The sequence below is a fragment of the Kitasatospora sp. NPDC004723 genome, from assembly GCF_040609255.1.
Classification (GTDB): Bacteria; Actinomycetota; Actinomycetes; order Streptomycetales; family Streptomycetaceae; genus Kitasatospora.
In genome coordinates, this window is record NZ_JBEXJT010000015.1 from 1 (window position 1) to 12,786 (window position 12,786).

The 12,786-nt window shown below is 75.4% G+C and carries 12 protein-coding genes; 7 read left to right on the forward strand and 5 right to left on the reverse strand.

The annotated features are described in order from the left end of the window. Positions 1 to 88 precede the first annotated feature (88 nt). Positions 89 to 1,528, reverse strand: coding sequence for a cation:dicarboxylase symporter family transporter (locus tag ABZW10_RS17115; protein ID WP_355365666.1), 1,440 nt, complete (start codon positions 1,526 to 1,528; stop codon positions 89 to 91). Positions 1,529 to 1,803: 275 nt separating this feature from the next. Here ABZW10_RS17115 and ABZW10_RS17120 point away from each other — a divergent pair, with 275 nt between their 5' ends. The 4 genes from ABZW10_RS17120 to ABZW10_RS17135 all read left to right on the forward strand — a co-directional run bounded on the left by ABZW10_RS17120 (position 1,804) and on the right by ABZW10_RS17135 (position 6,534). Continuing rightward, the gene (locus tag ABZW10_RS17120; protein ID WP_355365669.1) at positions 1,804 to 3,516 is read left to right on the forward strand and encodes a sensor histidine kinase; all 1,713 of its coding nucleotides are present in this window, start codon (positions 1,804 to 1,806) and stop codon (positions 3,514 to 3,516) included. After that, positions 3,513 to 4,295 carry a response regulator gene (locus tag ABZW10_RS17125; RefSeq protein WP_355365672.1) on the forward strand — a complete coding sequence of 261 codons (783 nt, stop codon included), beginning with the start codon at positions 3,513 to 3,515 and terminating at the stop codon, positions 4,293 to 4,295. Before ABZW10_RS17120 ends, ABZW10_RS17125 begins: the two co-directional genes overlap by 4 nt. 147 nt (positions 4,296 to 4,442) lie before the next feature. After that, the gene (locus tag ABZW10_RS17130) at positions 4,443 to 5,459 is read left to right on the forward strand and encodes a hypothetical protein (RefSeq protein WP_355365675.1); all 1,017 of its coding nucleotides are present in this window, start codon (positions 4,443 to 4,445) and stop codon (positions 5,457 to 5,459) included. Between the two features lie 169 nt (positions 5,460 to 5,628). Next, positions 5,629 to 6,534: an NADP-dependent oxidoreductase gene (locus tag ABZW10_RS17135; RefSeq protein ID WP_355365678.1), complete on the forward strand. Its 906-nt coding sequence runs from the start codon at positions 5,629 to 5,631 to the stop codon at positions 6,532 to 6,534. Positions 6,535 to 6,544: 10 nt separating this feature from the next. Here the strand turns inward: ABZW10_RS17135 and ABZW10_RS17140 are convergent, their stop codons facing one another. Together ABZW10_RS17140 and ABZW10_RS17145 are read right to left on the reverse strand one after the other, a co-directional pair. Beyond that, the gene (locus ABZW10_RS17140) at positions 6,545 to 6,910 is read right to left on the reverse strand and encodes a PH domain-containing protein (protein WP_355365681.1); all 366 of its coding nucleotides are present in this window, start codon (positions 6,908 to 6,910) and stop codon (positions 6,545 to 6,547) included. A gap of 64 nt (positions 6,911 to 6,974) precedes the next feature. Continuing rightward, entirely contained in the window at positions 6,975 to 7,760 is a 786-nt protein-coding gene (locus ABZW10_RS17145) for a methyltransferase domain-containing protein (RefSeq protein WP_355365684.1), read from the reverse strand. Positions 7,761 to 8,020: 260 nt separating this feature from the next. On the opposite strand from ABZW10_RS17145, the gene ABZW10_RS17150 reads away from it, so the two are divergent. Then, the gene (locus ABZW10_RS17150) at positions 8,021 to 9,379 is read left to right on the forward strand and encodes a diaminobutyrate--2-oxoglutarate transaminase family protein (RefSeq protein ID WP_355365687.1); all 1,359 of its coding nucleotides are present in this window, start codon (positions 8,021 to 8,023) and stop codon (positions 9,377 to 9,379) included. Next, positions 9,376 to 10,962: a pyridoxal-dependent decarboxylase gene (locus tag ABZW10_RS17155; RefSeq protein WP_355365690.1), complete on the forward strand. Its 1,587-nt coding sequence runs from the start codon at positions 9,376 to 9,378 to the stop codon at positions 10,960 to 10,962. The genes ABZW10_RS17150 and ABZW10_RS17155 overlap by 4 nt, the downstream gene beginning before the upstream one ends. Before the next feature lies 1 nt (position 10,963). Here the strand turns inward: ABZW10_RS17155 and ABZW10_RS17160 are convergent, their stop codons facing one another. Next, positions 10,964 to 11,422 carry a hypothetical protein gene (locus tag ABZW10_RS17160; RefSeq protein ID WP_355365693.1) on the reverse strand — a complete coding sequence of 153 codons (459 nt, stop codon included), beginning with the start codon at positions 11,420 to 11,422 and terminating at the stop codon, positions 10,964 to 10,966. Between ABZW10_RS17160 and ABZW10_RS17165 the strand changes: the two genes are divergently transcribed. Beyond that, the gene (locus tag ABZW10_RS17165) at positions 11,412 to 11,573 is read left to right on the forward strand and encodes a hypothetical protein (RefSeq protein WP_355365696.1); all 162 of its coding nucleotides are present in this window, start codon (positions 11,412 to 11,414) and stop codon (positions 11,571 to 11,573) included. The genes ABZW10_RS17160 and ABZW10_RS17165 overlap by 11 nt on opposite strands. A gap of 122 nt (positions 11,574 to 11,695) precedes the next feature. Here ABZW10_RS17165 and ABZW10_RS17170 read toward each other — a convergent pair whose 3' ends face one another. Continuing rightward, complete coding sequence (locus ABZW10_RS17170) at positions 11,696 to 12,493, reverse strand: inositol monophosphatase family protein (protein WP_355366036.1); 798 nt, start codon at positions 12,491 to 12,493, stop codon at positions 11,696 to 11,698. Between the last annotated feature and the right edge of the window lie 293 nt (positions 12,494 to 12,786).

Consider the following 12,786-nt stretch of genomic DNA (forward strand, 5'->3'; position numbering starts at 1 on the left):
CATGGCGGTGATCTTCGCGGACGCCACGCCCGCGAAGATCACCGCCAACGCATCACGGCACGCAGTTGATCAATTACCCAACACTTTCTCAGGCGGCGGGCGCCGGGGCCGGGGCGGTGGTGGTGACGGGCCCGGGGGCCGGGGCCGTGGCGGGGCTCGTAGCCGTGGCGGGGGCCGGGTCCGGGTGCGGGGCCGGGGCGCCGTGGGCGTCGGCGTCCAGCAGCGTCCGCTCGTCGAACGGCACCGTGCCCGCCAGCACCTGCCGGGCCCGCTCGCGGTCGAACTCGCCGGTCCACTGGCCGATCAGCACGGTGGCGACGGCGTTGCCCGCGAAGTTGGTCATCGCCCGGGCCTCGGACATGAACCGGTCGATGCCGACGATCAGGCCGACCCCGTCCACCAGCGCGGGCTTGTGCGACTGCAGCCCGCCCGCCAGGGTGGCGAGTCCGGCGCCGGTGACGCCGGCGGCGCCCTTGCTGGCGATCACCATGAAGACCAGCAGCGACAGCTGCTCGCCCACCGACATCGGCTTGTCCATGGCCTCCGAGATGAAGATCGAGGCCATCGTGAGGTAGATCGCGGTCCCGTCCAGGTTGAAGCTGTAGCCGGTCGGGACGGTGATGCCGACCACCGGGCGGCTGACGCCCAGGTGCTCCATCTTGGCGATCAGCCGGGGCAGCGCGCTCTCCGAGGAGGAGGTGGAGAGGATCAGCAGGAACTCGCGGCCCAGGTAGCGCAGCAGGGCGAAGACGTTGACGCCGGCGACCAGGCGCAGCAGCGTGCCGAGCACCACGACCACGAACAGCGCGCAGGTCAGGTAGAAGCCGATCATGATGACGGCGAGACTCCTCAGCGCGGCCGTACCGGTGGCGCCGACCACCGCCGCCATCGCCCCGAACGCGCCGACCGGGGCCACCCACATGATCATCGCCATCACCCGGAAGACCAGCCGCTGCACGTGCTCGACGCCGCGCAGCACGGGCGCGCCGGCCGGGCCCATCGCCTGCAGGGCGAAGCCGACCAGCAGTGCGACCAGCAGGGTCTGCAGCACCTTGCCCTCGGTCAGGGCGGAGAGCAGGGAGGTCGGGATCATCCCGAGCAGGAAGTCGGTGGTCGACTGCGCGCCGCCGGCGGCGGCCTGGGCATGGCCGGACTTGGCGAGCGCGGCGGTCAGGTGGAGGCCGCCACCGGGCTCCAGCAGGTTGCCGACCAGCAGCCCGATGCCGAGGGCGACGGTCGACATGGCGAGGAAGTAGCCGAGGGCCAGGCCGCCGACCCGGCCGACCTTGGCGGCCTTGCTCACCGAGCCGATGCCGAGCACGATGGTGCAGAAGATGACCGGGCTGATCATCATCTTGATGAGGTTGACGAAGCCCGTGCCGACCGGCTTCAGCTCCACCGCGAAGCCCGGCGCGGCCAGGCCCACCACGACGCCCGCGACGACCGCCGCGATCACGGCGAGGTAGAGGTAGTGGGTGCGGTCCTTCGTCGCGGTGCCCGCGCGTGCGGCTCCTGCGGTGATCGACATCTGCGGCTCCTTCGCCACTGCTGTTGCGCGGTCGCGCGTGCGCCGGTGTGTCCGTGGAGGCGCTCTCGTAGGGGGTGAGCCCTGGGGGCGAGCTCGTGAGGGCGAGCTCGTGAGGACGCGCGACCGTGCGGTCCTGGCGGCCCCGGGGGGAGGGCCGCTCCGACTATGCGGGCAGGCGTGACGCGGGTCACGCTTGCGTTCATAGAGTTCACGAGGCCGCCGCTCACGCCCCGGCCCGGACGGGACGACCGGGCCCGTGGTGCACACTGACAGGCATGTCCGCGCGTACCCTCACCCCGCCGCGCCGGCCGGTGCGCAGCCTGGCCGGACAGCTCTTCGTCGTCCAAGTGGTCATCGTCGCCGCCGTGGTGGCCGGCGGGGCGGTGCTCGCGTACCTGTTCACCGCCGACCGCACCGAGGACGCCGCCCGCCGCCAGGTCACCGCCGTCGCCCGCGCCGTCGCCGACTCCCCGGCCGTTCTCGCCGCCGTCACCGCGCCCGACCCCACGGCCGTGCTCCAGCCCTACGCCGAGCGGGTGCGGGCCGACACCGGGGTCTCGTTCGTCACCGTGATGGACACCGAGGGCGTCCGCTGGACCCACCCGCTGCCCGAGCAGATCGGCCATACCTTCCTCGGCCACATCGACTGGGCGCTCGCCGGCCGGACCCGCAGCGAGACGTACACCGGCACGCTCGGCCCCTCGGTGCGGGTGGTCACCCCGGTGCTGGACGAGCGGCACCGGGTGGTCGCCCTGGTCAGCGCGGGCATCACGGTGCAGTCCATCTCCGTCCAGCTGCGCGGGCCGCTGCTCGCCCTGGTCGGCGTCGCGGCGGGCGCGCTGGTGCTCGGCGGCATCGGCACTTACCTCGCCAACTCCCGGCTGCGGCGCCACACCCACGGCATGGGCCCGGACGAGCTCAGCCACCTCTACGAGTACCACCAGGCCACCCTGCACGCCGTCCGGGAGGGGCTGGTGCTGCTCGACAGCGACCGCCGGGTGGTGCTCTGCAACGACGCCGCGCGTGAACTCCTCGGCCTGGCCGGCCCGGTGGAAGGCCGGCCGGTCGCGGAGCTGGGCCTGCCGACGGCACTGGTGACGGCCGTCTCGGGGGCCGATCCGGTCCGCGACGAGGTGCACCTGACCGCCGAGCGGGTGGTGGTGCTCAACACCTCCACCATCGGCACCGGACTCGGCCGCGTCCTCACCCTTCGCGACCACACCGAACTCCAGTCGCTGAGCGGCGAACTGGACTCGGTGCGCGGCTTCACCGAGGCGCTCGGCGCGCAGGCGCACGAGGCCGCCAACCGGCTGCACGCGGTCGTCTCGCTGATCGAACTCGGCCGCCACCGCGAGGCGGTGGAGTTCGCCACCGCCGAACTCGCCCTGGCCCAGCGGCTGACCGACCGGGTGGTGGCCGCCGTCGGCGAACCCGTGCTGGCCGCCCTGCTGCTCGGCAAGGCCGCCCAGGCCGCCGAGCGGGGCGTGGAGTTGGTGCTCACCCCGGACAGCTCCATCGACGACGGGGTGCTGCCGCCTCACCTGAGCGCGCGCGACCTCATCACCGTCCTCGGCAACCTGGTCGACAACGCCGTGGACGCCGCCATCGCCGGCGCGGCCGAGAGCCCTGACCCGCCGGAGGTCACCGTCACCGCCCGGATCGACGGCGAGCACCTGCTGCTGCGGGTCGCGGACACCGGCACCGGCATCGCCCCGGGCGCGGTGGAGGACGTGTTCCGGCGCGGCTGGAGCACCAAGCGGGACGGAGCCGGAGACGGGCACGGGCACGGACACGGACACGGGACCGGCGGGGGCCACGGGCGCGGCATCGGGCTCGCGCTCGTCGCGCAGACCGCCCGGCGCAACGGCGGCACCGTCGAGGTCGGCCGGGAGCGCGGCGCCGTCCTCACCGTCCGGCTGCCGCTGGACCGGCCGACGCGCGCGGACGCGGGGGAGCACGGGCGCGGGCACCTGGCGGTGGCCCCGTGAGCGGCGCGCCGCCGTCGCCGGGGCGGCCCGAGATCTCCGTCCTGGTCGTGGAGGACGACCCGGTGGCCGCCGCGGCCCACGCCCTCTACGTCCGGCGCGAACCCGGCTTCCGGACCGCCGGCACCGTGCACGGCTGCGCACAGGCGCTGCGCTTCCTGGAGCGCGAGCGCGCCGCCGGCCGGCCCGTCGACCTGCTGCTGCTCGACCTCCACCTGCCAGACGGGCACGGCCTGCAGCTCTGCGGCACGCTGCGCGCCGCCGGGCACACCACCGACGTCATCGCCGTCACCTCCGCCCGCGACCTCGCCATGGTCCGCCAGGCGGTCTCCGCGGGCGTCGTCCAGTACCTGCTGAAGCCCTTCGCCGCCGCCGCACTGCACGACCGCCTGGAGCGCTACGCCCGTTACCGGGACACCCTCGGCCGGACCGGTCCGGCCACCGGGCAGGACGAGGTCGACCAGGCGCTCGCGCTGCTCCGCGCACCCGAACGCACGGCCCTGCCCAAGGGGTTGAGCGCGCCGACGCTGGACACCGTGGCCGGTGTGCTGCGCGCGGCCCGCACCGGCCTGTCCGCCGCGGCCGCGGGAACGGCGGCCGGCGTCTCGCGGATCACCGCCCGCCGCTACCTGGAGCACCTGGTGGACACCGGGCTCGCCGCCCGCGAACCCCGGTACGGCACCGTCGGCCGCCCGGAGTTGTGCTACCGCTGGACGGGCGGTGACGGCGAGGGTGGCGACGGCGGCGGGCGCGGCGGGCGCGGTGGGCCGACCGACGGCTGAACGGGTGAACTGCCCTGCTGTCAGGGCCTGTTCGGGTGAGGTGTTCTGAGTACCCGTACTCAGGCGGCGCGCCCGGGTGCGGTGTCACCCTGCCGGTGGGGCGGCCACCGGGCCGGCCGACGGACACGGGAAGCGGGGACGACGCGGATGAAGTGGCCGAGGGCGTTGTGCGGGGCCGTGATCGCGGTGACGTTGGGGTTGGGGCCGGTCGGGACGGCGGGCGCGGCGCCCCGGATCGAACCGGCCCCCGGCATGTCCACCGCCTCGGCGAGCGCGGCGGACGACGCCGCGACCCTGGCGTACTGGACGCCGGAGCGGATGGCGGCCGTGCTGGCCGCGGACCAGGGGGCCGACGGGGCCGCTGCGGACGAGGGGGCCGCCGCGGACGAGGGGGCCGAGGGCGCGAGCGGGTCGGGGGAAGGGAAGCGGGGCGTCGCCGTCGAGGCGGCTGCCCGCTTCGCGGCCGACCGGTCGGTGAGCAGGGCGTCGGTGGACCGGACGGTGGGGCGCGTCTTCTACGTCAACCCCGCCACCCAGCTGCCCGGGGTCTGCTCGGCCAGTGCCGTGAACAGCCCCTCGCGCATGATGGTGATCACCTCGGCGCACTGCGCCGCGGTGGGCGGCAGCCGGATGAACGGTGAGAAGCCGCAGTGGTTCAATGCCAACTGGGTCTACGTGCCGGGGTACAACGGCTCCGACGCCGCCGCCTACGGGAGGTTCACCTGGAAGAACGGCCGGGTGTTCAACAACTGGCTGGACAACGAGCGGGCCGCCGAGTGGGACGTCGCGATGATCACCGTCAACCCCAACGCCGACGGGAAGCGGATCGTCGACGCCACCGGCGCGAACGGCCTGATCGTGAACCAGCGTGACGAGGTGACCGTCACCGCCGTCGGCTACCCGGTCAACCTCGACCAGGGCGAGTACCAGGTCTCGTGCACCGGCACCCTGGAGCGGCTGATCCTCTACCCCAGCCTGCTGGAGCTGCCCTGCCGACTGCTGGGCCACGGGGCGAGCGGCGGGCCCTGGCTGTGGACGGACCCGCAGACGGGGATCACCAAGATCAACGGTGTCACCCGGTCGCACGACGGCATCGAGATCGACACCCCGTACTTCGACGAGGGTGTCTGGAGCATGTACCTCGAACAGGGCTCGGTGACCTGACCTGACCTGACCTGACGTGACGTGACGTGACGTGACGTGACCTGGCCTGGCCTGGCCTGGCCTGACCTGACGTGACCCCGGCCGAGGCGCCCGGCCGGCCGGGAATTCCCATGATCGTCGCGGCGGTTGACCCGGTGACACCGCAACCGCCGTATGAGAAGGGCTCTCCGTGCGCGCCATCCGGATCGACCGCTTCGGCACCCCCGACGTCCTGCGCGTCGTCGACGCCCCCGAGCCCTCGGCGGCCGGCGGGGAGGTGCTGATCCGGGCCACCGCGACCAGCATCAACCCCGTCGACGACAAGACCCGGGAGGGCGCCATCGGTCCGGGGACGCCGCCGCTGCCGATGACGCTCGGCTGGGACCTCGCCGGCACCGTGGTCGACGGCGGCCGCAGCGGGCTGCGCGCCGGGGAGCCCGTCGTGGCGATGTCGCACCAGCTCGGCTCCGGGCGCGGGACGTGGGCCGAGCTGGTCGCGCTGCCCGTCGCGGCGGTGGCCCGCGCGCCCAGGACGGTCGAGCCGGCCGCGGCGGCGACGCTGCCGCTGCCCGGGCTGACGGCCTGGCAGACCCTCGACTGGCTCGGCGTGCGGGCCGGTGAGCGGCTGCTGATCGCCGGCGCCGCCGGGGCCGTCGGCGGGCTGGCCCTGCAGATCGCCCGGGCACGCGGCGTCGAGGTCGACGCCCTGGTCTCCCGGGGCGAGCAGGCCGCCTTCGCCCGCGAGCACGGCGCCGGCCTGGCCACCACCGACCCCGACGAGCTGCGCGAGGGCGGCTACGACGCCGTCTTCGACACCTACGGGGCGTTCGCGACGCGGGCGGTGGCCGACGGTGGCCGCTACGCGTCGATCGCCACCCAGGCCGGCCCCGTCCCCGACCTCTCGGCCCGGGGCGTGCGCACCACGGTCCACCAGGTGCGCGAGGACGGCGCGGCGCTCGCCGAGCTGGTCGCGCTGGTCGACCGCGGCGCGCTGCGCCCCCGGGTGCACGCCGTGTTCGGCCTCGGCGAGGTCCGGGAGGCGCACGAGCGGTTCCGGCGGGGCGGGCTGGGCGGCAAGCTCGCCCTGGTGTTCTGAGCGGCCGGGGTCAGCGGGTGACGAACTCGCTGAGCAGGGCCTGCACCTCGTAGATGTCCACGCCCTTGGTGAAGTTCTTGGAGATCGGCAGCGCGGCGCCCGACAGCCAGATCTTCAGTTCGGCGTCCAGGTCGAAGTTCCCGGAGGTCTCCACGGCGAAGTGGGAGATCGAGCGGTAGGGGATCGAGTGGTACTCGGTCTTCTTGCCGGTGATGCCCTGCTTGTCGACCAGGATCAGCCGGCGGTCGGTGAACAGGAAGGAGTCGCGCAGCAGTTGGTAGGCGGCCTGGAGCTGCTCGCCCTCGCCGAAGAGCTGGGCGAACTCCTTGTGGGCCTCGTCGTTGTCCACGCGGTGGGCGTTGCCGAAGAGCGCCATGCCGGCTCCTCTCGTCGGGCACCCGGTTCGGGTGCGGAGGGTTCCGAGTCTGGCATGCCGGTGATCACGGCCGGGTGGCGCTCCCGCTCGTGTCCCGGCCGGCCGCGCCCCCACCGTTCGTGTCCCGGCCGGCCGTCTCCCCGGCGGCCGCGTCCGGCGTCCGCTCGGCGAGGGCGAGGTAGCGGTCGTCGGCGTCGGTGTAGGAGGTCAGGCGCCAGCCGGCGGCGGTGAGCAGCGGGCGGAGGTTGGGCTCGGCCCGCAGGTCGTCCGGGGTGACGGCGCGGCCGTGGCGGGCGGCGAGGGCGGCGCGGCCGACGGGGTGGAACAGCGCGAGCCGGGCGCCGGGGCGGGCGACCCGGGCGAGTTCGCCGAGGGCGCGGGCCGGGTCGGGCAGGTGGGAGAGCAGGCCGGCGGCGAAGACCGCGTCCAGCGCGGCGTCGGGCAGGGGGAGCCGGGCGCAGTCGGCGACCAGCAGCTCGGCGGTGCCGGGGTGGCGGGCGGCGGCCTCGTGCAGCATCTCCGGGGTCACGTCGGCGCCGAGCACCCGGCCGGCCGGGCCGACCGCCGCGCGCAGCGGCGGCAGGGCGCGGCCGGTGCCGCAGCCCGCGTCCAGCACGGACTCGCCCGGGCGCAGGGCGAGTTCAGCGACGGCGGCGGCGTAGCGCGGGCCGTCGTCGGGGAACTTGGTGTCCCAGCCGGCGGCGCGGACGGCGAAGAACGCGCGGGTGCGGGCCAGTTCGGCGGCGTACGCGGCGGCCTCCTGGGCGGCGTCGGCGTCGGCGTCGGCGTCGGGGTCGGCGCTGGTGTCCGGGCCGGGCGGGGTGGACGGCGAGGGCGGGGTGGACGGCATGCGGTGAGGGTAGCGCGCGGTGGTGTCGCCCGGACCGTGACCTCCGGGCGGGTCGCTCGTTGGGGAAACGGGTCCGCTGTCACTCGCGCGGGTGGTTTCCGGAGGCCGGGGCGGATCCGGGCGAGGCGGAGAAGTAAGGTTAGCCTCACCTAAATTCTTGGGAGCCCACCTTGACGCTCGCCGCTGAGCCCGCCACCGGTCCGACCGTCCCCGTGCCAACCCCCGTACCAACACCTGTACCGACTCCTGTGCCAACCGCCGTGCCGACTCCCGCCCCGGCCGAGGCCGTACTGCGGCGCCAGCGCGTCCGGGAGTCCGCCGCCCGCACCTACGCGCGCTCCTTCCCGATCGTCCCGGTGCGCGCCAACGGCATGACCGTCGAGGGCGCCGACGGCCGCCGCTACCTCGACTGCCTCTCCGGCGCCGGCACCCTCGCCCTCGGCCACAACCACCCCGTCGTCCTGGAGGCGATCCGCCGCACCCTCGACAGCGGTGCCCCGCTCCACCTGCTCGACCTCGCCACCGCCGAGAAGGACGACTTCACCACCGCCCTGTTCGAGAGCCTGCCGCCCGCCTTCGCCGACGGCGCGCGCGTGCACTTCTGCGGCCCCGCCGGGACGGACGCCGTCGAGGCCGCGCTCAAACTGATGCAGACCGCCACCGGCCGCTCCGGCGCCCTCGCCTTCACCGGCGCCTACCACGGGATGACCGCCGGCGCCCTCGCGCTCACCGGCAACGTCGCCGTCAAGGAGCCGCTGCCCGGCGGCGGCGAGGTGGTCCGGCTGCCCTACCCCTACGGCTACCGCTGCCCGTTCGGTGTCGGCGGGGAGGCCGGCGCCGACCTGTCCGCCACCTACGTCGAGCGGCTGCTCGACGACCCCGCCGGCGGCGTCGTCCCGCCCGCCGCGATGATCCTGGAGGCCGTCCAGGGCGAGGGCGGCGTCGTCCCGGCGCCCGACGACTGGCTGCGCGCGATGCGCCGGATCACCGCCGAGCGCCGCATCCCGCTCGTCGTCGACGAAGTGCAGACCGGCGTGGGCCGCACAGGCGCGATGTGGGCGGTCGAGCACAGCGGGATCCTGCCGGACGCGATGGTGCTCTCCAAGGCGATCGGCGGCAGCCTGCCGCTCGCCGTCGTCGTCTACCGCGAGGAGTACGACGGCTGGCGGCCCGGCGCGCACACCGGCACCTTCCGCGGCAACACGCTCGCCATGGCGGCCGGCGCCGCCACCCTGCGCCACGTCGCCGCGAACGGCCTCGCCGAGCGGGCGGCGCTGGTCGGCGCGCGGATGACCGAACGGCTGCGGGCGCTGGCCCGGGAACTGCCGGTGATCGGAGACGTCCGCGGGCGCGGGCTGATGATCGGCGTGGAACTCGTCGACCCGGCGGCGGAACCGGACGCCTGCGGGGCCCGGCCGGCCGCCCCCGGGCTCGCCGTCCGGGTGCGCGAGGCGTGCCTCGCACGCGGACTGATCGTCGAACTCGGCGGGCGGCACGACGCCGTCCTGCGGCTGCTGCCCCCGCTCACCGTCACGGACGAGCAGGCGGCCGCGGTGCTGGACCGGCTCGCCGACGCCATCGCGGCGGCCGCGGCGGCCGGGCCGGCGGTGTCCGCGTGAGCGGGGGCGGGCCGGACGTCGACGGGCCGCTCGGCGGGGCCGGACCGCTGGACGCCCTGTCCGGCGGGGTCGGCGGGCCCGCCGCGCTCGGTCCGCTGCTCGCCACCGTCCTCGACGCGCTGGAGACCGGCGCCACCCGGCGCGGCGGCCCACTGCCCACCGGCCGCCCCGCCGACCTCGCCGCCCGGACCGCCGAGGTACTCGCCGCCGCGCACAGCCGCGACGCCCTCGCCCGCCTCACCGAACTCCTCGCCCACGGCGCCGCCGACCCGGCCGACCCCCACTGCGCCGCCCACCTGCACTGCCCGCCGCTCGCCGTCGCCGCCGCCGCCGACCTCGCCGTCAGCGCCCTCAACCCGTCCCAGGACTCCTGGGACCAGGCCCCCGCCGCGACCGCGCTGGAGACCGGGCTGATCGCCGAGCTCGCCGCCCTGGTCGGCTACGACCCGGAGCTCGCCGCCGGGGTGCTCACCTCCGGCGGCACCGAGTCCAACCTCATGGGCCTCATGCTCGCCCGCGACCAGAAACTCGACGGCATCGTCGAACTCGACGGCCTGCTCGGCCTGCCCGCCGGCACCCGGCCGCGGATCTTCGCCTCCCGGGCCGCGCACTTCTCCGTCCAGCGGGCGGCCGCCCTGCTCGGCCTCGGCGAACGGGCCGTCGTTCCCGTCGACGTCGACCGCGAGCTGCGGATGGACCCGGCCGCACTCGAACGCGCCCTGGCGGAGACCGGCTGGGCCGGCGCCACCCCGCTCGCCGTCGTCGCCACCGCCGGCACCACCGACACCGGCGCCGTCGACCCGCTGTCCGCCGTCGCCGACCTCGCCGCCCGCTACGGTGCCTGGCTGCACGTCGACGCCGCGTACGGCGGCGGCGCACTGCTCTCCGACCGGCTCGCCCCACTGCTGGCGGGCATCGAACGGGCCGACTCCGTCTCGCTGGACTGGCACAAGCTGGGCTGGCAGCCGGCCGCCGCCGGGGTCTTCCTGGTCCGCCGCGCCGAGACGTACGTCTCGCTCGCCCGCCGGGCCGCCTACCTCAACCCGGCCGACGACGAACGGGCCGGCTATCCGAGCCTGCTGGGCCTCTCGCTGCGCACCACCCGGCGCCCGGACGCCTTCAAGCTCGCCGTCACCCTGCGCACCCTCGGCCGCGCCGGACTCGGCCGGCTCGTCGACGCCTGCCACGACCTCGCCCTCGCCGCCGCCGACGCCGTCCGGGCGGAGCCGGAGCTGGAACTGCACACCGAACCGGTCCTCACCGCGCTGCTGTTCCGCTACCGGCCGACGCAGGCCGGTCCCGCGGGGCCTGCGGTGCGCGAACCGGCCGGCGTCGAACCGGCCGGCGTCGAACCGGCCGATGTCGACCCGGTGGTGCTCGACCGGGTCAACGCCGAACTGCGCCGTGCGCTGCTGCGCTCCGGCCGGGCCGTGGTCGGCCGCACCGAACTGCCCGGCGAGGGCCCGGGGCGGGTCCGGCTCAAGCTGACCCTGCTCAATCCGCACACCACCGCCGAGGAGGTCGCCGGGCTGCTCGCCGAGGTCGTCCGGGCGGGCCGGGAGGCGTGGAGCGCGGCACGGTAGCTCAGACGGCCCCGGTGGGGGCGGGGGTGGCGACCCGCAGGTGGTAGTTCACCCCGGTGGAGAAGTCGAGGGTGCCGGGCTCGCCCCGGATCGTCAGTTCGTGGTTCCCGGGTGCCGGCGGGTCCAGCCGCACCCACAGGCCGCAGGACCAGGTGTCGCCGGCGTCCTCCGCGGCCTCGCCGAAGGCGTTGCCGGGGGTGCCGAAGAACCCGATCGGGGTCGCGCCGATCGGCTCGGCGGTCAGCGGGGCGCCGTCCAGCGTGGCGGAGCCCCTGGCCGTGTCCATGAACTCCTGGCAGTCGGCGGACTCGCCGAACATCGTCACCACCGGGAACAGCACCGGGACGCCGACGGGCACGGCGCACGTCCGGTCGACGACCTCACCGCCGGTCGTGCCGGCCAGGTACCAGAGGTTCTCGCGCTGGCGCTCGGCGCACCACCGGCCGGTCGTGTCGAGCACCGGGCTGCGCTCCGCCTCGGTCGACACCGCCCAGCCCCACCAGCCGTTCTGCACCTCCGCCGCGGTCAGCGAGTGCACCGCCACCGGCGGCTTCGGCGACTCCGACGGCTCCTCGGCCGGCGGATGCGCGGAGGAGGCCGAGGAATCGTGACCGGGTGCGGAGGTGCAGGCAGGGGGTCAGGAGGAGGGCGCCGAGGACCGGCGCGACCGGTCGCCGTGACGTCATGATCGCGAAGTGCAGGAGCCCGGCCACGGCCGCTTGCTGCCGGGTGCCTACGGTGCGAGCAGCAGCGCGCGGCAGCGCTCCCAGGTGGCCGGGTCGGCGGCGACCAGCAGGCCGTCCTCGCCGCCGGGGGGCTCGGGGGCGTACGGGGTGCCGTCGAACCGGGCGGCACGGCCGCCGGCCTCAGTGAGGAGGAGGGAGCCGGGCGCGTGGTCCCACGGGAGGGTGCGCCAGTAGAGGAGGAAGTCCATGGCGCCCTCGACGACGTCCGGGTACTCGACGCCGGCGGCGTGGCGGCCCGGGCCCAGCTCGCCGAAGGCGGCGCTGTTGGCCTCGATCAGGCGGCGGCGCGCGGGATCGAGGAAGCGGCTCTTCACCGAGCCGCGCCACTTGGCCGGGTCGGCGGCGGCGGGCGTGCGGGTCAGGCGGTGGCCGTCGCGCCAGGCGCCGGCGCCGAGCTCGGCGGTGTAGGTGGTGGCGGTGACGGGGTGCCGGATCCAGGAGGCGACCGTCCGGCCGTCGCGCACCAGGGAGACCATGACGGCGTACTCGGGCCGGCCGGCGACGAAGTTGGCGGTGCCGTCGACGGGGTCGACGAGCCAGACGGCGGGCTCCGCGTGCAGCGCCCGGCCGAGGGCCGGGTCGGCCGCGACGGCCTCCTCACCCACCACCGGGACGGGCAGCAGCTCGCGCAGCCGTCGGGCGATGATCACCTCGGCCTCCCGGTCGGCGACGGTGACCACCTCGCCGGGGGCCTTCTCCATCACCTCGCCCGCCGCCAGCGCCCGGAACCGGGGCTCCACCGCCTCGGCCGAGGCCTCGGCGATGATCTCCGCCACCTTTTCCATCAGCACGCGCGCGCTCCCTTCGCCGGCTACCACTTTCGCACGTCAGTGCGGGGTCGGCGTGCGGCGGGGCGGGGAGGTTGTCGGCGGACGGGTGCTGACAAATGACAGCTGACAGATATCAGCTGACAGATTTCAATATCTGTCAGCTGTCAATTGTCACCTTCTCCCCGGCGCCGCCGACTTCCGGGCGCTGAGCCGTCGAGCCCGCCCGGGCCTGCGTCGCCTGCCCGCGCACCGGTGACGAGGAGCGGCTGCGCCGGCTCTGGCGCCGCGTCCGGCGCGCACGCGGGTAG